The organism is Pseudomonas sp. MEJ108, assembly GCF_030208985.1.
In the GTDB taxonomy this organism is placed as follows: Bacteria; Pseudomonadota; Gammaproteobacteria; order Pseudomonadales; family Pseudomonadaceae; genus Aquipseudomonas; species Aquipseudomonas fragariae.
Window position 1 is genome coordinate 28,361 of record NZ_JARVSW010000034.1, and the last position, 20,717, is coordinate 49,077.

At 58.3% G+C, this 20,717-nt stretch carries 18 protein-coding genes; 15 read left to right on the plus strand and 3 right to left on the minus strand.

Translation table 11 applies throughout. The annotated features are described in order from the left end of the window. Positions 1-12: 12 nt before the first annotated feature. From QRN50_RS16440 to QRN50_RS16450, 3 genes are all read left to right on the plus strand, one after another. Complete coding sequence (locus tag QRN50_RS16440) at positions 13-654, plus strand: hypothetical protein (RefSeq protein WP_011267375.1); 642 nt, start codon at positions 13-15, stop codon at positions 652-654. Positions 655-748: 94 nt separating this feature from the next. After that, positions 749-1,006, plus strand: a complete 258-nt coding sequence (locus QRN50_RS16445) for a YkgJ family cysteine cluster protein (protein WP_003406159.1) — start codon at positions 749-751, stop codon at positions 1,004-1,006. 56 nt (positions 1,007-1,062) lie between these two features. Beyond that, the gene (locus QRN50_RS16450; RefSeq protein WP_003406158.1) at positions 1,063-1,674 is read left to right on the plus strand and encodes an START domain-containing protein; all 612 of its coding nucleotides are present in this window, start codon (positions 1,063-1,065) and stop codon (positions 1,672-1,674) included. A 66-nt stretch (positions 1,675-1,740) separates the two neighbouring features. On the opposite strand, the gene gltA is transcribed toward QRN50_RS16450, so the two are convergent. Further along, positions 1,741-3,030: a citrate synthase gene (gltA, locus tag QRN50_RS16455; protein ID WP_003366698.1), complete on the minus strand. Its 1,290-nt coding sequence runs from the start codon at positions 3,028-3,030 to the stop codon at positions 1,741-1,743. Positions 3,031-3,391: 361 nt separating this feature from the next. Here gltA and sdhC point away from each other — a divergent pair, with 361 nt between their 5' ends. From sdhC to sucD, 9 genes are all read left to right on the plus strand, one after another. After that, a complete protein-coding gene (gene sdhC, locus QRN50_RS16460; RefSeq protein WP_003423585.1) occupies positions 3,392-3,766 on the plus strand; it encodes a succinate dehydrogenase, cytochrome b556 subunit in 375 nt (124 codons plus the stop codon). Beyond that, a complete protein-coding gene (gene sdhD / locus QRN50_RS16465; RefSeq protein ID WP_003316551.1) occupies positions 3,760-4,128 on the plus strand; it encodes a succinate dehydrogenase, hydrophobic membrane anchor protein in 369 nt (122 codons plus the stop codon). Before sdhC ends, sdhD begins: the two co-directional genes overlap by 7 nt. Before the next feature lie 3 nt (positions 4,129-4,131). Next, positions 4,132-5,904, plus strand: a complete 1,773-nt coding sequence (gene sdhA, locus QRN50_RS16470) for a succinate dehydrogenase flavoprotein subunit (protein ID WP_003394562.1) — start codon at positions 4,132-4,134, stop codon at positions 5,902-5,904. Between the two features lie 12 nt (positions 5,905-5,916). Then, entirely contained in the window at positions 5,917-6,621 is a 705-nt protein-coding gene (locus tag QRN50_RS16475) for a succinate dehydrogenase iron-sulfur subunit (RefSeq protein WP_003316554.1), read from the plus strand. Between the two features lie 259 nt (positions 6,622-6,880). Continuing rightward, positions 6,881-9,712 carry a 2-oxoglutarate dehydrogenase E1 component gene (locus QRN50_RS16480; protein WP_003366703.1) on the plus strand — a complete coding sequence of 944 codons (2,832 nt, stop codon included), beginning with the start codon at positions 6,881-6,883 and terminating at the stop codon, positions 9,710-9,712. A 41-nt stretch (positions 9,713-9,753) separates the two neighbouring features. Then, positions 9,754-10,989 (plus strand): 2-oxoglutarate dehydrogenase complex dihydrolipoyllysine-residue succinyltransferase, encoded by a 1,236-nt coding sequence (gene odhB / locus QRN50_RS16485; protein WP_011267377.1) that lies wholly within the window; start codon positions 9,754-9,756, stop codon positions 10,987-10,989. A gap of 172 nt (positions 10,990-11,161) precedes the next feature. After that, positions 11,162-12,598 carry a dihydrolipoyl dehydrogenase gene (gene lpdA, locus QRN50_RS16490; protein ID WP_011267378.1) on the plus strand — a complete coding sequence of 479 codons (1,437 nt, stop codon included), beginning with the start codon at positions 11,162-11,164 and terminating at the stop codon, positions 12,596-12,598. A gap of 208 nt (positions 12,599-12,806) precedes the next feature. Continuing rightward, positions 12,807-13,973, plus strand: coding sequence for an ADP-forming succinate--CoA ligase subunit beta (sucC, locus tag QRN50_RS16495; protein WP_003316561.1), 1,167 nt, complete (start codon positions 12,807-12,809; stop codon positions 13,971-13,973). Further along, positions 13,973-14,854: a succinate--CoA ligase subunit alpha gene (gene sucD / locus QRN50_RS16500; RefSeq protein WP_003316562.1), complete on the plus strand. Its 882-nt coding sequence runs from the start codon at positions 13,973-13,975 to the stop codon at positions 14,852-14,854. The genes sucC and sucD overlap by 1 nt, the downstream gene beginning before the upstream one ends. A gap of 98 nt (positions 14,855-14,952) precedes the next feature. Here sucD and QRN50_RS16505 read toward each other — a convergent pair whose 3' ends face one another. Beyond that, a complete protein-coding gene (locus QRN50_RS16505) occupies positions 14,953-15,528 on the minus strand; it encodes a GNAT family N-acetyltransferase (RefSeq protein ID WP_024642776.1) in 576 nt (191 codons plus the stop codon). A gap of 301 nt (positions 15,529-15,829) precedes the next feature. On the opposite strand from QRN50_RS16505, the gene brnQ reads away from it, so the two are divergent. Beyond that, positions 15,830-17,143 (plus strand): branched-chain amino acid transport system II carrier protein, encoded by a 1,314-nt coding sequence (gene brnQ, locus QRN50_RS16510; protein WP_003406141.1) that lies wholly within the window; start codon positions 15,830-15,832, stop codon positions 17,141-17,143. 94 nt (positions 17,144-17,237) lie between these two features. Here brnQ and QRN50_RS16515 read toward each other — a convergent pair whose 3' ends face one another. Further along, the gene (locus tag QRN50_RS16515) at positions 17,238-17,498 is read right to left on the minus strand and encodes a lipoprotein (RefSeq protein ID WP_002552985.1); all 261 of its coding nucleotides are present in this window, start codon (positions 17,496-17,498) and stop codon (positions 17,238-17,240) included. 313 nt (positions 17,499-17,811) lie between these two features. Here QRN50_RS16515 and htpG point away from each other — a divergent pair, with 313 nt between their 5' ends. After that, positions 17,812-19,719, plus strand: coding sequence for a molecular chaperone HtpG (gene htpG / locus QRN50_RS16520; protein ID WP_096127406.1), 1,908 nt, complete (start codon positions 17,812-17,814; stop codon positions 19,717-19,719). Positions 19,720-19,809: 90 nt separating this feature from the next. After that, on the plus strand, positions 19,810-20,538 hold the full coding sequence (locus QRN50_RS16525) for a dienelactone hydrolase family protein (RefSeq protein WP_058822265.1): 729 nt from the start codon (positions 19,810-19,812) through the stop codon (positions 20,536-20,538). The last annotated feature ends 179 nt before the right edge of the window (positions 20,539-20,717 follow it).

Sequence of the window (20,717 nt, forward strand, 5' to 3'; positions counted from 1 at the left end):
GACTCTTTGCCTATGAATGTTTTTCGCTGTCTCGGATTGCTTGTCGTCGTACTTCTGAGTGGTTGTGACGCTCCGGACACCTCTGTGCCCAAACCCAAGACCGAGGCGGTCATCACCGCGCCGGTATCGCCCGAGGTGCATCTGAAGACTGAGGCACCTGCGCAGGCAGTCGCCACCGATGCCAAGCAAATCAAGGCGCCGGACACCATGCATCAGCTGATGCCGGGCGTGCCTGTCGTGCCTGTGGTGGTCGGAAAGGAAAAATCAGAACCTGCAGCACCTCAGAGCGTCAAATCGGCGACTTCCGAAAAACCCTCTTCCAGGGTTGTGGCAGCCAAGGCGCCTGCGAGCAAGCGCAAGAACGCCAAGGATGCCAAGACCGCCAGCGTCAAGGATGTGCGAATCAAAGCACCCAGGCTGGACCTGAGCCTGCCTCCCGAGCTGGTCAAGGAGCTCGACCCGCCTGCCAAGGTGATTACCAACAAGCGCAAGCCGATATTGCCGCAGATGTTCAGCGACAAGGGCGATTCTGCGAACCCCGGCCCGTTCGAGCTCGAGGGGCGATTGCTGACCAACGAAATGCAATTGCAGATGCGTAATGACAACCGTCGCGATGTAGAAGGTGCTGCGCTGGACTTCAAATTCAAGCAGTAAGTCCTGCCTGTCGTCCGATACGGCGTTTTCAAACAGACGTTTTGACGGTTAATATCCTTTCTCTTTTTCAATTTTCAAACAAGGGTGTCTGGTCATGGACTGCCGTTCCGGTTGTGGCGCGTGCTGCATAGCGCCTTCCATCACGTCTCCCATACCCGGTATGCCCGACGGAAAGCCTGCTGGCGAACGCTGTCTGCATCTGTCGGTCGAGTTTTTGTGCGCCTTGTTCGGCAGGGCTGAGCGGCCCGCGGTGTGCAGTCAGTTCAAGGCGGCAGAGGATGTCTGCGGTGCCGATCAGGCGGATGCCATTCGCCTGATCGGTTGGTGGGAAAAAGCCACTGCGGTGGCCTGAAAAAGTGTTTTCGAGCACAAATGCTTCTTCGGAACTTCAAAACAAGGAATAAAACAATGGGTCCGCTGTATCGCATGGCTGTTGCTTGTGGCTTCACTGTAATGCTTGCCGGAACGGCGCAGGCTGAAGAGTGGAAAGAGGTCAAGAATCAGGATGGCATCAAGGTCTCGTTGAGCGACGTGCCTGGTTCCGATTACAAGGCGTATCAGGGTATTGCGCTGATCAATGCCAGCGTAAGCAAGTTGCGTGCGCTCCAGGAGGATGTCACGGGGGCCTGCGCCTGGATCCATGAGTGCAAGTTGCAGAAAGTGCTCAAGCACGAAGGCAACAAGACCTGGACCTACAGCCAGTTCAATACTCCCTGGCCGGTGACGCCTCGCGATTCGGTACTGTTGATCACCACTCAGGAAGGTCCTGACGGGAGTGTTACCCGCAACCTCGAAGAGCAGCCTTCGTATATCCCCGAGGAGAAGGGGTATGTGCGCGTAACCGAGGTCAAGGGCTTCTGGAAAATGGTGCCCAAAGGGCCGAACCAGACTGAAGTGACCTATCAGGTTCACACCGAGCCGGGTGGCAGTGTGCCGTCGATGCTGGCCAACAAGTTCGTTGTCGATGCGCCGTTCAATACCTTGAAAGCGCTCAGGGAGCGTGCCGCGCAAACCAAATGATCCGCACCGGATAGCGCGCATAAAAAAAGGGCTGCCAATGGCAGCCCTTTTTTTTGCGTGTGGCGCTTACTTGCGGTCTTGCAGGGCGACGATGTCGCGTTGCACGTTGCCGGTGTACAGCTGGCGAGGGCGACCGATCTTGTAAGGGCTGGAGAGCATTTCTTTCCAGTGCGAGATCCAGCCGACAGTCCGCGCCAGGGCGAAGATCACGGTGAACATGCTGGTCGGAATGCCGATGGCCTTGAGGATGATGCCCGAATAGAAGTCGACGTTCGGGTACAGCGAGCGCTCGATGAAGTACGGATCGGTCAGGGCGATCTCTTCGAGGCGCATGGCCAGTTCGAGTTGAGGATCGTTGGTGATGCCCAGCTCTTTCAGTACTTCGTCGCAGGTCTGCTTCATTACAGTGGCGCGCGGGTCACGGTTCTTGTAGACGCGGTGACCGAAGCCCATGAGCTTGAACGGATCGTTCTTGTCCTTGGCCTTGGCAATGAACGTGTCGATGTTCGACACATCGCCGATTTCATCGAGCATGGTCAGTACCGCTTCGTTGGCGCCGCCGTGGGCAGGGCCCCAGAGCGCTGCGATGCCGGCTGCGATACAGGCGAACGGGTTGGCGCCCGAAGAGCCTGCCATGCGCACGGTGGAGGTCGAAGCGTTCTGCTCGTGATCGGCGTGGAGGATGAAGATCTTGTCCATCGCCTTGGCCAGCACCGGGCTGATCGGTTTGATCTCGCACGGGGTGTTGAACATCATGTGCAGGAAGTTTTCCGCGTAGCTGAGGTCGTTGCGCGGGTACATCATGGGCTGACCCATGGAGTACTTGTAGACCATCGCTGCCAGGGTCGGCATCTTGGCGACCAGGCGTACCGCGGAAATCTCGCGGTGCTGCGGGTTATTGATGTCCAGCGAGTCGTGGTAGAACGCTGACAGGGCACCGACTACGCCACACATGACGGCCATCGGGTGGGCGTCGCGACGGAAACCGTTGAAAAAGGTCTTGAGTTGCTCGTGAACCATCGTGTGGTTCTTGACCACGGCCACGAACTGGGCTTTCTGCTCGGCGGTGGGCAGTTCGCCGTTGAGCAGCAGGTAGCAGGTTTCGAGGTAGTCGGACTGCTCGGCCAGTTGTTCGATCGGGTAGCCGCGGTGCAGCAGAATGCCATTGTCACCATCGATGTAGGTGATCTTCGAATCGCAAGACGCCGTGGACATGAAACCAGGGTCAAATGTGAAGCGGCCGGTGGCGGTCAGGCCGCGTACGTCGATCACGTCCGGACCCACTGTACCGGTCAGAATTGGCAGCTCGACGGGGGCAGCGCCCTCGATGATCAACTGCGCTTTTTTGTCAGCCATGTGGCCTCCTATTTATGCTTCAAATCATCAGACAGGCCCCCCACGCAGGGCCCGCATCACTATAGTGAGATAAATTCTAAAGTCAATTTGCCTAAAGTCGTGTTCCGCAAGGGCCCGGCCGTGGATTTTGCAGACGGTTTACTGCCGTTTACGCCTTTTGTCGCGGCAACGCAATGCGCTATTGGCGGTACGTCTGCGCGTTGTCATTAGTAACCTAACTGTCTATACTCGGCGTCCGACCGCCAGAGGCTTTTGGCCTGTTTCAAGGGGGTCGTCACTTCCTGGGTGGTGGGTACCTGACCAGTGCACTTCCCAACAACTTGCCCTGATTGTTAGGGGCTCTTCAGTGTGAAAAAAAGCCGTGAATAGCCAACGACCTGTAAATCTAGACCTAAGGACCATCAAGCTCCCAGTCACCGCTTACACGTCCATCCTTCACCGCATCTCCGGTGTCATCCTCTTTGTCGGTATTGCAATCATGCTGTATGCAATGGACAAGTCGCTGGCTTCCGAAGAGGGATTTGGTGAAGTCAAGGCGTATATGACCAGTCCGCTGGCCAAGCTGATCATCTGGGGACTTCTGTCTGCCCTGCTGTACCACCTGGTGGCCGGTATTCGTCACCTCATCATGGACTCGGGGGTAGGCGAGACGCTTGAAGGCGGCAAGCTGGGCTCCAAAATCGTTATCGCGGTCTCCGTGATTCTGATTCTTCTGGCGGGAGTATGGATATGGTAACCAACGTCACCAACCTGTCGCGTTCGGGCCTCTATGACTGGATGGCTCAGCGTGTTTCCGCAGTCGTGCTCGCGGCTTATTTCATCTTCCTGATCGGCTACATGGTCTTTCACCCGGGTCTGAGCTACGCCCAATGGCATGGTCTGTTCGCTCACAACGGAATGCGTATCTTCAGTCTCCTGGCCCTCGTTGCCCTTGGCGCTCACGCCTGGGTCGGCATGTGGACCATCGCGACCGACTACCTGACGCCGATGGCGCTGGGCAAGTCCGCCACTGCAGTACGTTTCCTGTTCCAGGCGGTATGCGGCGTTCTGATGTTCGCCTACTTCGTCTGGGGCGTGCAGATTCTTTGGGGTATCTGATCCATGGCTAACATTAATGCGCTTTCTTTCGACGCCATCATCATTGGTGGTGGCGGTGCCGGCATGCGCGCTGCGCTGCAGCTCGCCCAGGGCGGTCACAAGACTGCCGTGGTCACCAAGGTCTTCCCGACCCGCTCGCACACCGTATCCGCCCAGGGTGGCATCACCTGTGCAATCGCTTCCGCCGATCCGAACGATGACTGGCGCTGGCACATGTACGATACCGTCAAGGGTTCCGACTACATCGGTGACCAGGACGCTATCGAATACATGTGTTCCGTAGGTCCGGAAGCGGTCTTCGAGCTCGAGCACATGGGCCTGCCGTTCTCCCGTACCGAGCAGGGCCGTATCTACCAGCGTCCGTTCGGTGGCCAGTCCAAGGACTTCGGCAAGGGCGGGCAGGCTGCCCGTACCTGCGCTGCCGCCGACCGTACCGGTCACGCGCTGCTGCACACCCTGTATCAGGCCAACCTGAAGGCCGGCACTGTATTCCTCAACGAATACTATGCAGTGGATCTGGTGAAGAACAACGATGGCGCCTTTGTCGGCATCATCGCGATCTGCATTGAGACGGGCGAAACCTCGTACATCCGCGCCAATGCAACCGTGCTGGCGACCGGCGGTGCAGGCCGTATCTACTCGTCGACCACTAATGCCCTGATCAATACCGGTGACGGTATCGGCATGGCGCTGCGTGCCGGTGTGCCGGTTCAGGACATCGAAATGTGGCAGTTCCACCCGACCGGCATTGCCGGCGCAGGTGTACTGGTCACCGAAGGTTGCCGCGGTGAAGGCGGTTACCTGATCAACAAGCACGGCGAGCGTTTCATGGAGCGTTATGCTCCGAACGCCAAGGACCTTGCCGGTCGTGACGTTGTGGCACGTTCCATGGTCAAGGAAATCATTGCCGGTAACGGCTGTGGTCCCGATGGCGATCATGTGATGCTCAAGCTCGATCACCTTGGCGAAGAAGTGCTGCACAGCCGTCTGCCAGGCATCATGGAACTGTCCAAGACCTTCGCTCACGTCGATCCTGCGACCGCGCCGATTCCTGTCGTACCAACCTGCCACTACATGATGGGCGGCGTTGCCACCAATATTCATGGCCAGGCAATCACTCAGGATGCGGCGGGCGTCGATCAGATCATTCCTGGTCTGTTCGCGGTCGGTGAAGTGGCTTGCGTATCGGTTCACGGCGCCAACCGTCTGGGCGGCAACTCGCTGCTCGATCTGGTGGTGTTCGGCCGCGCGGCGGGTATCCACCTGGAGCAGGCGCTGCGTGAAGGCGTCGATTATGCGCGCGCTTCCGAGTCCGACATCGATGCTGCCCTCGCACGCCTTGCCGGCCTGAACGAGCGCACCACCGGTGAAGACGTTGCAACCCTGCGAAAAGAGCTGCAGAGCTGCATGCAGAACTACTTCGGTGTATTCCGTACTGGCGAATACATGCAGAAGGGTATTGCCCAGCTGGCTGATCTGCGCGTACGTATCGCCAACGTCAAGATCAACGACAAGAGCCAGGCGTTCAACACCGCCCGTATCGAAGCGCTTGAACTGCAAAACCTGCTGGAAGTTGCCGAAGCCACGGCGATTGCCGCAGAGCATCGTAAAGAGTCCCGCGGCGCTCACGCTCGTGAAGACTTCGAAGATCGCGATGACGAGAACTGGTTGTGCCACACCCTGTATTTCCCGGGTGACAAGAGTGTGACCAAACGTGCCGTGAACTTCTCGCCGAAAACTGTCCCGACTTTTGAACCGAAGATTCGGACTTATTAAGGGGTGACCGATATGTTGCAAGTCAGTGTTTATCGTTACAACCCTGATCAGGACGCTGCACCATTCATGCAGGAGTTTCAGGTCGATACCGGTGGCAAGGACCTGATGGTGCTGGACGTGCTGGCCTTGGTCAAAGAGCAGGATGAAGGCTTTTCGTACCGTCGCTCGTGCCGTGAAGGCGTGTGCGGTTCCGACGGCATGAACATCAACGGCAAGAACGGCCTGGCCTGCATCACGCCGCTGTCGGCTGTCGTTGCCAAGAACAAGCTGATCGTACGTCCGTTGCCGGGTTTGCCGGTTATCCGTGACCTGGTCGTCGATATGAGCATCTTCTACAAGCAGTACGAGAAGGTGAAGCCGTTCCTGCAGAACGACACGCCGGCTCCGGCCATCGAACGTCTGCAAACGCCGGAAGAGCGCGAAAAGCTCGATGGTCTGTACGAGTGCATCCTGTGCGCTTGCTGCTCGACTTCCTGCCCGTCCTTCTGGTGGAACCCCGACAAGTTCCTGGGTCCTGCTGCACTGCTGCAAGCCTACCGTTTCCTGGCTGACAGCCGTGATACTCGCACCAGTGAGCGTCTGGCTTCGCTTGATGATCCGTTCAGCGTATTCCGCTGCCGCGGCATCATGAACTGCGTCAACGTCTGTCCGAAGGGCCTTAACCCAACCAAGGCTATCGGTCACGTGCGCAACATGTTGTTGCAGAACGGCGTCTGATTCATCGCTTTATCTGTTACACCGTTACACCGAAGTGGCTACGGCGCAGGCTTCAACCGGCGCCGTAGTTTTAACCTGAGCAGTAGCTCGCAAAGCTGCGGCTCTTATTTTGAAGAAATGAGACCAGCAGGGGCATCCGGGCTGGTACCCGGACTATCTGCGTGATCCCTGGTGACTTGATACAGTCGCTGCACACGACTATTTCAGGATTGCTCTGGTGTCTTCGCCGGTGGTGTCCCCTTACCGAGGGTGACCAAGCATGCAAGAAAGCGTGATGCAGCGCATGTGGAACAGTGCCCACCTATCCGGTGGTAACGCTGCCTATGTGGAAGAGCTCTATGAGCTTTACCTGCACGACCCTAACGCTGTGCCAGAAGAATGGCGCACCTACTTTCAGAAGTTGCCAGCTGATGGCAGCTCTGCCACTGATGTATCGCACTCGACCATTCGCGATCATTTCGTGTTGCTGGCCAAAAACCAGCGCCGCGCTCAACCGGTATCCGCCGGCAGTGTGAGCAGCGAACACGAGAAGAAGCAGGTTGAAGTGCTGCGACTGATCCAGGCATATCGGATGCGTGGCCACCAGGCTGCCCAACTCGATCCGCTGGGCCTGTGGCAGCGCCCTGCGCCTGCGGATCTGTCGATCAATCATTACGGCTTGACCAATGCCGATCTTGATACGACCTTCCGTGCCGGCGACCTGTTCATCGGCAAAGAGGAAGCGAGCCTACGCGAAATTCATGAAGCGTTGCAGCAGACATATTGTCGCACCATTGGCTCCGAGTTCACTCACATCGTGGATTCCGAGCAGCGCAACTGGTTCATGCAGCGTCTCGAGAGTGTTCGTGGCCGTCCGGTGTTCTCGGCTGACATTCAGAGCCACCTGCTCGAGCGTGTTACCGCAGCCGAAGGCCTCGAAAAATACCTGGGCACCAAATACCCGGGCACCAAGCGTTTCGGTCTGGAAGGCGGCGAAAGCCTGATTCCGATGCTCGACGAGCTGATTCAGCGTTCCGGGTCCTATGGCACCAAGGAAGTCGTGATCGGCATGGCCCACCGTGGCCGCCTCAACGTACTGGTGAATACCTTCGGCAAGAATCCTCGCGACCTGTTCGACGAGTTCGAAGGCAAGAAGAAAGTGGAGCTGGGTTCCGGTGACGTCAAATACCACCAGGGCTTCTCTTCCAACGTCATGACCGCAGGCGGTGAGGTTCACCTCGCCATGGCCTTCAACCCGTCTCACCTGGAGATCGTGTCTCCGGTGGTAGAAGGGTCGGTGCGTGCACGTCAGGATCGTCGCAACGATCCGAACGGTGACAAGGTTCTGCCGATTTCCCTCCACGGCGACGCGGCCTTTGCCGGTCAGGGCGTGGTCATGGAAACCTTCCAGATGTCGCAGACTCGCGGCTTCAAGACGGGCGGCACGATCCACATCGTGATCAATAACCAGGTGGGCTTCACCATCAGCAACCCGCTGGACTCGCGTTCCACCGAGTACGCCACCGACGTTGCCAAGATGATCCAGGCGCCGATCCTCCATGTGAATGGGGATGATCCGGAAGCCGTGATGTTCGTGACCCAGCTGGCCATCGATTACCGCATGCAGTTCAAGCGCGACATCGTGATCGATCTGGTCTGCTACCGTCGTCGTGGTCACAACGAAGCTGACGAGCCGAGCGGCACCCAGCCTCTGATGTACCAGCAGATCACCAAGCAGCGCACCACGCGCGAACTGTATGCCGAGCATCTGATCAAGACCGGCGTTCTCGACGATGCCCGCGTTCAGGCCAAGGTCGACGACTACCGCAGCGCGCTGGACAACGGTCTGCACGTGGTGAAAAGCCTGGTCAAGGAGCCGAACAAGGAATTGTTCGTCGACTGGCGTCCATACCTGGGCCATGCCTGGACTGCGCGTCACGACACCCGCTTCGATCTCAAGACCCTGCAGGAACTGTCCGCCAAGCTCATGGAGCTGCCGGAAGGCTTCGTCGTGCAGCGTCAGGTTCAGAAAATCTACGAAGACCGCCAGAAGATGCAGGCCGGTGGCTTGCCGATCAACTGGGGCTACGCCGAAACCATGGCGTACGCCACACTGGCCTTCGAAGGTCACCCGATCCGCATGACGGGGCAGGACATCGGTCGTGGTACGTTCTCGCATCGTCACGCCGTTCTGCATAACCAGAAAGACGCCGGGACCTATATCCCGCTGCAGAATCTGTACTCCGGTCAGCCACGTTTCGACCTGTACGACTCGTTCCTTTCGGAAGAGGCCGTACTGGCATTCGAATACGGTTATTCGACCACCCAGCCTGATGCACTGGTTATCTGGGAAGCCCAGTTCGGCGACTTCGCCAACGGTGCCCAGGTGGTTGTCGACCAGTTCATCACCAGCGGCGAGCACAAGTGGGGCCGTCTGTGCGGTCTGACCATGCTGTTGCCTCATGGCTATGAAGGGCAGGGGCCAGAGCACTCGTCGGCCCGTCTCGAGCGTTACCTGCAATTGTGCGCCGAGCACAACATTCAGGTGTGCGTACCGACGACTCCGGCGCAGATCTATCACTTGTTGCGTCGTCAGGTCATCCGTCCGCTGCGCAAGCCGCTGATCGTGCTGACACCGAAGTCGCTGCTGCGTCACAAGCTGGCTGTTTCGACCCTGGAAGATCTGGCCGAAGGCTCGTTCCAGACCGTCATTCCGGAAATCGACACCCTCGATCCGGCCAAGGTCACGCGTCTGGTGCTGTGCAGCGGCAAGGTTTACTACGACCTCCTGGAAAAACGCCGTGCCGAAGGGCGTGAAGACATCGCCATCGTTCGCCTCGAGCAGCTGTATCCGTTCCCTGAAGATGATTTGATGGAAACCATCGCGCCTTACACCAACCTGCAGCATGTGGTCTGGTGTCAGGAAGAACCGATGAACCAGGGTGCCTGGTACAGCAGTCAACACCACCTGCGTCGCAGCATGGGCAACCACAAACGTGAACTCGTTCTCGAGTACGCCGGTCGTGATGCTTCTGCCGCTCCGGCGTGTGGTTACGCTTCGATGCACGCCGAGCAGCAGGAAAAACTGCTGCAAGATGCCTTCACTGTTTAACGCCTTCGCGCATTAGAAACCGAATTAAGGAATTACAGATAATGGCTATCGAGATCAAAGCCCCCTCTTTCCCGGAATCCGTTGCCGACGGCACCATTTCCAAGTGGTACAAAAAAGAGGGCGATGCGGTAAAGCGCGACGAGATGCTGGTCGATATCGAGACTGACAAGGTTGTCCTCGAAGTGCTGGCCGAAGCTGACGGCGTGATGGGAACGATCACCAAGGAAGAGGGTGCCATCGTCCTGTCCAACGAAGTGCTTGGGACATTGAATGACGGTGCTACAGCATCTGCAGCTCCGGCACCTGCTGCTGCGCCTGCCGCGGCACCTGCTTCGGCACCCGCCGCTGCACCGGCTGCAACTGCTGGCGAAGAAGACCCGATTGCTGCGCCTGCTGCGCGTCAACTGGCTGAAGAAAACGGCATCAACCTGGCCAGCGTCAAGGGCACTGGTAAAGACGGCCGTATCACCAAGGAAGACATCGTTGCTGCCGTTGAAGCGAAGAAATCCGCTCCGGCCGCTGCGCCTGCTGCCAAGCCTGCTGCTGCCGCTGCTCCTGTCGTCGCCGCTGGCGATCGCACCGAGAAGCGTGTACCGATGACCCGCGTGCGTGCAACGGTTGCCAAGCGTCTGGTCGAAGCCCAGTCGAACATGGCGATGCTGACCACGTTCAACGAAGTCGACATGACCGAAGTCATGGCACTGCGTTCCAAGTACAAGGACCTGTTCGAGAAGTCGCACAACGGCGTACGCCTGGGCTTCATGTCGTTCTTCGTCAAGGCTGCCACCGAGGCGCTGAAACGCTTCCCGGCCGTCAACGCGTCGATCGACGGGTCCGATATCGTTTACCACGGCTATGCCGACGTCGGTGTCGCGGTTTCCAGCGATCGCGGTCTGGTCGTACCGGTTCTGCGTAACGCAGAGCACATGAGCCTGGCTGAAATCGAAGGCGGCATCGCCACCTTCGGCAAGAAAGCCCGTGACGGTAAACTGTCCATCGACGAGATGACCGGCGGTACGTTCACCATCACCAATGGTGGTACTTTCGGTTCGATGATGTCGACGCCGATCGTCAACCCGCCACAGGCTGCAATTCTGGGCATGCACAACATTCTGCAGCGTCCGATGGCAGTCAATGGTCAGGTTGTGATTCGCCCGATGATGTATCTGGCGTTGTCCTACGATCACCGTTTGATCGACGGCAAGGAAGCGGTAACCTTCCTCGTGACCATCAAGAACCTGCTGGAAGATCCTGCTCGTCTGCTGCTGGATATCTGATGGAGTAGCCTCGAGCTGCAAGCCTCAAGCTTCAAGTCAGAAGCGAAAGGCGAGCAGTCGGGGCTGATGTGTTTCACCTAATTCAATAGGTCGCAAGTCGGCCTCGCGATGAAACGCGGACTGACTTGCAGCTTGCAGCTAAAAGCTCGCAGCTATAGAGGAATTCTTTTTTATGTCCCAGAAATTCGACGTGGTAGTGATTGGCGCAGGCCCTGGCGGTTATGTTGCCGCCATCAAGGCTGCGCAACTTGGTCTCAAGACTGCCTGCATCGAGAAGTATCAGGACAAAGAGGGCAAACTGGCCCTTGGCGGTACCTGCCTGAACGTGGGTTGCATTCCTTCCAAGGCACTGCTCGACAGCTCCTGGAAATTCTATGAAGCCAAGAACGGTTTCAGCGTACATGGCATCTCCACCTCCGACGTGAGCATCGACGTTCCGGCGATGATCGGCCGTAAGTCGACCATCGTCAAAGGCCTGACCGGCGGCGTTGCCAGCCTGTTCAAGGCCAACGGCGTGACCACGCTGCAGGGCCACGGCAAACTGCTGGCCGGCAAGAAAGTCGAGCTGACCGCTGCCGACGGCACTGTCGAAATCATCGAAGCGGACCATGTGATCCTGGCTTCGGGTTCGCGTCCTATCGACATTCCACCCGCTCCGGTTGATCAGAAAATCATCGTCGACTCGACCGGTGCTCTTGAATTCCAGCAGGTTCCACAGCGTCTGGGCGTCATCGGCGCTGGCGTGATCGGTCTGGAACTGGGTTCCGTGTGGGCTCGCCTGGGTGCCCAGGTCACCGTTCTGGAAGCGCTGGACAAGTTCATCCCGGCAGCCGACGAAGCGGTTTCCAAGGAAGCACTGAAAACCTTCAACAAGCAGGGCCTGGACATCAAGCTGGGCGCTCGCGTGACCGGTTCCAAGGTCGAAGGCGAACAGGTTGTGGTCAGCTACACCGACGCTGCCGGCGAACAGTCGATCACCTTCGATCGTCTGATCGTTGCCGTGGGCCGTCGTCCGGTTACCACTGACCTGCTGGCTTCGGACAGCGGTGTCGATCTGGACGAGCGCGGTTTCATCTACGTCGATGACTACTGCACCACCAGCGTACCGGGCGTATACGCCATCGGTGACGTGGTTCGCGGTCTGATGCTGGCGCACAAGGCCTCGGAAGAGGGCATCATGGTTGTCGAGCGCATCAAGGGCCACAAGGCCCAGATGAACTACAACCTGGTCCCGTCGGTTATCTACACCCACCCGGAAATCGCCTGGGTAGGCAAGACCGAACAGACCCTGAAGGCCGAAGGTGTTGAAGTCAATGTCGGTACGTTCCCGTTCGCAGCCAGTGGCCGTGCCATGGCAGCCAACGACACCGGCGGTTTCGTCAAGATCATTGCCGACGCCAAGACCGACCGTGTTCTGGGTGTTCACGTGATTGGCCCGAGCGCTGCCGAACTGGTACAGCAGGGCGCAATCGCGATGGAGTTCGGTACCAGTGCAGAGGACATCGGCATGATGGTCTTCTCGCACCCGACCCTGTCCGAAGCGCTGCATGAAGCTGCACTGGCTGTGAATGGCGGCGCCATCCACATTCAGAATCGCAAGAAACGCTAAGACAACAAGAGAAACCACGACGCAGTGCCCGTCGTTGGCCTTGCAAGCAGGGCTTACCGCGGAATCTGCGCCGGACTCGACCTCTCAGGCGGCTTCATGAGTGTCCCACGGCATTTGCGGAGTCCACCCGGAGTAGCGGTCACAGGTGGTGCGGCACGCTGACGTGCAGCACCGAATGCGCAGTACCTAAACGAAGACGGTAATAAGCATGAATCTTCACGAGTATCAGGGTAAGCAGCTGTTCGCTGAGTACGGCCTGCCAGTATCCAAGGGTTACGCGGTAGACACCCCGGAAGCAGCAGCAGAAGCCTGCGACAAGATCGGCGGGACCGAGTGGGTCGTCAAAGCCCAGGTTCACGCAGGTGGTCGCGGTAAAGCGGGCGGCGTAAAGCTGGTTCGCAGCAAGGAAGACGCTGCAGCGTTCGCTCAACAGTGGTTGGGCAAGCGCCTGGTGACTTACCAGACTGACGCCAACGGTCAGCCAGTGACCAAGATCCTGGTCGAGTCCTGCACCGACATCGCCAAAGAGCTGTATCTGGGCGCTGTGGTCGATCGTTCCAGCCGTCGTATCGTGTTCATGGCTTCCACTGAAGGTGGCGTGGACATCGAGAAGATCGCTCACGACACTCCTGAAAAGATTCTCAAGGCCACCATCGATCCACTGGTCGGCGCTCAGCCGTTCCAGGGTCGCGATCTGGCATTCCAGCTGGGTCTGGAAGGCAAGCAGGTCACTCAGTTCGCCAAGATCTTCACCGGTCTGGCCAAGCTGTTCCAGGACCATGACCTGGCATTGCTGGAAGTGAACCCGCTGGTGATCAAGGCTGACGGCGATCTGCACTGCCTGGACGCCAAGATCAACATCGACGCCAACGCCATGTACCGTCAGCCAAAGCTGAAGGGCTTCCACGATCCTTCGCAGGACGATCCTCGCGAAGCTCACGCAGCCAAGTTCGAACTGAACTACGTTGCGCTGGAAGGCAACATCGGCTGCATGGTCAACGGTGCCGGTCTGGCCATGGGTACCATGGACATCGTCAACCTGCATGGCGGCAAGCCTGCAAACTTCCTTGACGTTGGCGGCGGTGCCACCAAGGAACGCGTTACCGAAGCGTTCAAGATCATCCTGTCCGACGCCAACGTCGCTGCAGTACTGGTCAACATCTTCGGCGGCATCGTTCGTTGCGACATGATTGCCGAAGGCATCATCGGTGCAGTGAAAGAAGTCGGCGTTAAAATCCCGGTTGTTGTGCGCCTTGAAGGCAACAACGCTGAGCTGGGCGCTAAAGTACTGGCAGAAAGCGGTTTGAACATCATCGCTGCTACCAGCCTGACCGACGCTGCTCAACAAGTTGTCAAAGCCGCGGAGGGCAAGTAATGAGCGTCCTGATCAATAAAGACACCAAGGTTATCTGCCAGGGTTTCACTGGTTCGCAAGGTACCTTCCACTCCGAGCAAGCCATTGCCTACGGCACCAAGATGGTGGGCGGCGTGACACCAGGCAAGGGTGGCACCACGCACCTGAACCTGCCCGTGTTCAACACTGTGAAAGAAGCAGTAGACACCACTGGCGCAACCGCCAGCGTGATCTACGTTCCGGCTCCTTTCTGCAAGGATTCCATCCTTGAAGCAGCGTTCGGCGGCATCAAGCTGATCGTTTGCATCACCGAAGGCATCCCGACCATCGACATGCTGGAAGCCAAGGTCAAGTGCGACGAGCTGGGTGTGGTCCTGATCGGTCCTAACTGCCCAGGCGTCATCACTCCGGGCGAGTGCAAGATCGGCATCATGCCAGGTCACATTCACTTGCCAGGCAAGGTCGGCATCGTGTCGCGTTCCGGCACCCTGACTTACGAAGCTGTGAAGCAGACCACTGACGCCGGTTTCGGTCAGTCCACCTGTGTTGGTATCGGCGGTGACCCGATCCCTGGCTCGAACTTCATCGACATCCTGAAGCTGTTCCAGGAAGATCCTAAGACCGAAGCGATCGTCATGATCGGTGAGATCGGCGGTTCGGCTGAAGAAGAAGCGGCTGCCTACATCAAGGCACACGTGACCAAGCCGGTTGTTTCCTACATCGCTGGTGTGACTGCTCCTCCGGGCAAGCGCATGGGCCATGCCGGTGCAATCATCTCGGGTGGTAAAGGTACTGCAGACGAGAAATTCGCTGCACTGCAGGACGCTGGCGTGAAAACCGTGCGCTCCCTGGCAGACATCGGCAAGGCCCTGGCCGAGCTGACCGGTTGGCCGACCAAGTAAGCCTCGCTTGCTTTTCGGGTAATCGGCAAAAGCCACCTCCGGGTGGCTTTTGTTTGGGCGGGTGAAAAGACCGCGGGGCGTTCTGGCCCTGTTTCCTTCTATGGATTGTTATTCATATGCCATTCCTGGCGGGTCAACTCCCATATCTGCTCCTGTGTGGCCCCGCAGACAAACTGCGCTTCCTGCACCGCCACCAGGCGCATGCCTTCGCGCCGCGACAGGCGGCACGACGCTTCATTCAAGGCCGATTTGGCCACGCGCAACACGGGGCGTTTGAGGGTTTCAAACCAGAAACGGTCGATGGCCACGCAGACCTCCGATATCAGGCCCAGCCCCTGATAGGGTGGGGATAGCCAGAACCCGCGATTGTTGTCCTCCTCATCCATCATGCACGCGGCACCGATCAGATGATCCTGTTCGCCGCGAAGGCGAATCGACCAGTGCCACTCCTCACCGTCCTGCATGGCCGGCAAGGCGTCCTCGCGGATATAACGCAGCGCTTCTCCGTCCGGATAAGGCCAGGGCACGTGGTGAGTCAGATAACGCACCACCTCCCACTGGTTGAACAGGCTTTGCATCGCTGCGGCGTCGTCAAGCTGCAAGGGCTGCAGGACCAGGCGCGGCGTGAACAGGGTCGGTGTGGGTATCGCGCTCAGATGGGTGATGTCAGGCATGGAAATAAGCTGCCGGGTATAGAGAGGAGGCCCAATCTATCCGTTAGGAAACGGCTGGTCTGTCAGGCATTTCTGGTTTTACAGCGGCTTTTGCAATTGCCAGTTCAAGGTGCGTCGTCGGGTGGCTCGCCCTGAGACAGTGCATTTTCGAGCGAAGTTGGCTACCCTGTCCGCCGTTTTTGCGTTGCCCTCACGAGGGGCGTTTCGCAAGGTACTGCCACGTCTTACGCCGACGGGCTGCGTCTGCCCCATTCATGGGTGACGTCCCATCCCTTATTTCGATTCCGTGTGGTCCCTCGTAATGAAAGTGTTGAAAGGCCAGGACATCCTGGCACTCGGTTTTATGACATTTGCCCTGTTCGTCGGGGCTGGCAACATCATCTTTCCCCCCATAGTGGGTCTGCAGGCCGGGCCGCATGTATGGATGGCGGCGCTGGGCTTTCTGGTCACCGCGGTTGGCTTGCCGGTCATTACCGTGATCGCTCTGGCCAGGGTCGGGGGCGCGATGGATGCCCTGAGCAGTCCGATTGGCAAGATCGCCGGCGGGGCGCTCGCTGCCGTCTGCTACCTGGCGGTCGGCCCTTTGTTCGCCACTCCGCGTACCGCTACGGTCTCGTTCGAAGTCGGTCTGGCGCCGCTGACCGGCGACACCCCGATGGCATTGTTCCTCTACAGTCTGGTGTATTTTCTGGTGGTGTTCTGGGTTTCGCTGTACCCGGGGCGCTTGCTCGATACCGTCGGACGCTTTCTGGCGCCGCTCAAGATCATCGCGCTGGCGGTATTGGGCATCGCGGCATTCGCCTTGCCGGCAGGCGGAATAGGGGAGGCGGAGCCCGCGTACGCCGTAGCACCGTTTTCCCAGGGCTTCATCAATGGTTACCTGACCATGGATACGCTGGGGGCGCTGGTCTTCGGTATCGTCATCGTCAACGCGATCCGCTCTCGCGGTGTCGAATCGCCCCGTCTGATCACGCGTTACGCGATCATTGCCGGGCTGATTGCCGGAGTCGGACTGGCGCTGGTGTATGTCAGTCTGTTTCGCCTCGGTTCCGGCAGCCACGCCGTGGCGGCAGGTGCCAGCAACGGAGCGGCGGTTCTGCATGCCTACGTACAGCACACCTTCGGTTCGCTGGGCAGCGGATTCCTGGCCGTGCTGATTTCCCTGGCGTGTCTGGTCACTGCGGTAGGCCTGACCTGTGCCTGCGCCGAATACTTTGCCAAGGTGCTGCCGCTGTCCTACAGAACGCTGGTGATCATCCTCGCCGTGTTCTCGTTGCTGGTGTCCAATCTCGGGTTGACCAAACTGATCCAGTTTTCGATTCCGGTGCTCACGGCGATTTACCCGCCATGCATCGTTCTGGTCGCGCTGAGCTTCTGCAAGGAGCTCTGGCAGAGCCAGGGACGCGTGGTGGCGCCTGTGATGCTGGTTTCGCTGGTGTTCGGCCTGATCGATGCGCTGAAGGGCGCCGGTTTCGGCGACGCGCTGCCCGATGTTCTGAGCCATCTGCCGCTGGGTGATCAGGGGCTTGCATGGCTGGTGCCCGCTGTTGTCACGCTGGCAGTTGCTGTGGTGGTCGACAGGGTCATGGGCAAGCGCAGCGAGGCGCTGGCTTGAAGGCCGTGCTTTAGACGATTGCGCAGGAAAAAAACGTGTTGCATGAAGAGGCCCGCTATAAGCGGGCCTCTTTAGTTCTGCGAGCGTCTCAGCCTTACTTGGTGGCTGGTGCTGCTTCTGGCGCCTTGTTGGCGTTTTCATTGGTGCGCTGCTGAGCGGCTTCAGCGTTCTTCTGAGCGGCTTCCTGGCTTTCCTTGGCCGCGTCATTCACTTTTTCCTGAGCCTTTTCCATCGACTCCTGGGATTGCTGAGCTGCCTTGTTGGCATCTTGCTGGGTGTTTTCGGACTTTTTGTCACAGGCGGCAAGGCCCAGGGTGGCAGAAAGCATCAAGGCATAGGCTAAAGATTTACGCATGGGGTGTTTCTCCTTATTGATTATTCACGAGCCTAAGAGCCTGCCCCTGAGGGTTAAGTTCCACCGGTGACGACAATAATGGAGGGCGTTGTTTCACGGTCGTTACAGGCTGATCAAAGCGCGCCGGTCATGAGCCGTTCCGGCAAGCTCCGAGCAGGCTGGTTCGCCTCGTGCCCGATGCACGAAACACGCTCCAGGCATCATTGGCTCTTGAAATCCCCGACCCAGCCCCCACCTTGATGACTACCCGCTGTCACACAGGCTGCTGCCTGACCGTGACGGCTTATACCATCCAGATCGGAGTTTGATGATTATGAGTGTGGAAACTCAAAAGGAAACCCTGGGCTTCCAGACCGAGGTAAAGCAACTGCTGCACCTCATGATCCATTCGCTGTATTCCAACAAGGAAATTTTCCTTCGCGAACTGATCTCGAACGCGTCTGACGCGGTCGACAAATTGCGTTTTGAAGCGTTGTCCAAGCCCGAGTTGCTGGAAGGCGGCGCGGAGCTGAAAATTCGTGTGAGCTTCGACAAGGACGCGAAGACCGTTACGCTTGAAGACAACGGCATCGGTATGAGCCGTGAAGACGTGATCACCCACCTGGGCACGATCGCCAAGTCCGGCACCGCCGATTTCATGAAAAACCTGTCGGGCGACCAGAAGAAGGACTCGCACCTGATCGGTCAGTTCGGTGTGGGCTTCTACTCGGCGTTCATCGTTGCCGATCAGGTCGAAGTGTTCAGTCGTCGTGCCGGCACGCCAGCGAGCGAAGGTGTGCACTGGTCTTCCAAGGGCGAAGGCGAGTTCGAAGTCGCCACCGTCGACAAGGCTGATCGTGGCACCCGTATTGTTCTGCACCTGAAAAACGGTGAAGAGGAATTCGCTGACGGCTACCGCCTTCGCAACATCATCAAGAAATACTCCGACCATATCGCCTTGCCGATCGAGCTGCCCAAAGAGCAGGCTCCGGCAGCCGAAGGCGAGGAGCCTCCGGCGCTGGAATGGGAAACCGTCAACCGCGCCAGCGCGCTTTGGACCCGTCCGCGCACCGAGGTGAAGGACGAGGAGTACCAGGAGTTCTACAAGCACGTCGCGCACGACTACGAGAACCCGCTGAGCTGGAGCCATAACAAGGTCGAAGGCAAGCTGGAATACACCTCGCTGCTGTACGTGCCTGCGCGTGCGCCGTTTGATCTGTATCAGCGCGAAGCACCGCGTGGTCTCAAGCTCTACGTGCAGCGCGTGTTCGTGATGGATCAGGCCGAGTCGTTCCTGCCGCTGTACATGCGCTTCGTCAAAGGCGTGGTCGACTCCAATGACCTGTCGCTGAACGTTTCCCGCGAAATCCTGCAGAAAGACCCGATCATCGACTCGATGAAGTCGGCGCTGACCAAGCGCGTGCTGGACATGCTGGAGAAGCTGGCGAAAAACGAGCCCGAGAAGTACAAGGGCTTCTGGAAAAACTTCGGTCAGGTCCTCAAGGAAGGTCCGGCCGAAGACTTCGCCAACAAGGAAAAAATCGCCGGTCTGCTGCGTTTCGCGTCGACGTCCGACGACAGCGGCGAACAGAGCGTTTCCCTGGCCGAGTACCTGGCGCGCGCCAAGGAAGGTCAGGACAAGATTTACTACCTCACTGGCGAATCCTACGCACAGGTCAAGAACAGCCCGCACCTTGAGGTCTTCCGCAAGAAAGGCATTGAAGTGCTGTTGCTCACCGATCGTATCGACGAGTGGCTGATGAGCTACCTGAGCGATTTCGATGGCAAGGGCTTTGTGGATGTGGCGCGTGGTGACCTGGACCTGGGCAATCTCGACTCCGAAGAGGACAAGAAGGCTCAGGAAGAGATCGCCAAGGACAAGGAGGGCCTGATCGAGCGTCTGAAAGCCGCCTTGGGTGAGTCGGTAAGCGAAGTGCGGGTTTCCCATCGCCTGACCGATTCGCCTGCAATTCTGGCCATTGGCGAGCAGGATATGGGTCTGCAGATGCGTCAGATTCTGGAAGCCAGCGGGCAAAAGGTGCCGGATTCCAAGCCTATCTTCGAATTCAACCCTGCCCACCCGTTGATCGGCAAGCTCGATGCCGAACAGAGCGAAGACCGCTTCGGCGATCTGTCGCACATCCTGTTCGATCAGGCTGCGCTGGCCGCTGGTGACAGCCTCAAGGATCCGGCCGCTTACGTGCGTCGTCTGAACAAGTTGCTGGTAGAACTGTCGGTTTGATAGCCGGTTGACAAGAAACCCGCCTCGGCGGGTTTTTTGTTTCAGTTCCCGCGACACGTCTTTCATTTCTCCAACGATCAGGAGTCAGTAATGAGCAGCACTATCGAAATTCGTTCTGTGGTCTATCAGATTGATGGTCAATCTTATGAAAGCCGCCTGGTATACGACACAAAAGCGACTGCTGCACAGCCAGGTCTGTTGATGGCGCCCAACTGGATGGGTGTCAGCCAGGGTGCCGAAGACATTGCCAAAGCCGTGGCCGAGAAGGGCTACGTGGTATTGCTGGCTGATCTTTATGGCCAGCAGATTCGCCCGAGTAACAATGACGAAGCAGGCGCCGCCATGACGCCGCTGAAGAACGACCGTGGTTTGTTGCGCAAGCGCATGCAGGCAGGTCTCGATCAGTTGCTGAGTCAGGCGGATGTTTCGCTGGATGTAAGCAGGATCGCAACGTTCGGCTTCTGCTTTGGCGGCTGCTGCTCGCTGGAGCTGGCGCGTACCGGTGCCGAGCTGAAAGCCGCTATTTCCTTCCACGGCACGCTGGATACGCCTAACCCTGCTGATGCGCATAACATCAAGGGCTCGGTGCTGGTCCTGCACGGTGCTTCTGACCCGTTGGTGCCGAAAGAGCAACTGCCGGCTTTCGAAGATGAAATGAACGCCGCTGGCGTGGACTGGCAGCTATACAGCTACGGCGGCGCATTCCATTCCTTCACCGATCCGCACGCCAACGTGCCGGGGATGATGATGTACGATCCCAAAGTGTCGAGTCGCGCGTTCAAGTCCATGCATGACCTGCTGAACGAAGTGTTCGGCTGAAGGAACACTGTCCCCGCAGGCGTGCTGGAGAACACTGTCGTGCCCATGCCCCGCGTGGACATGCCGTTCTGGACGCTCTGCGTCCTCTTTCGACGCAGAGCGTCGTGAACTGCATTCCCACGCTGGTGGACTGCCCCCCGAAAGTTGGACAGTTTTAGCTCGCCGCCTGAGCCCTGTAT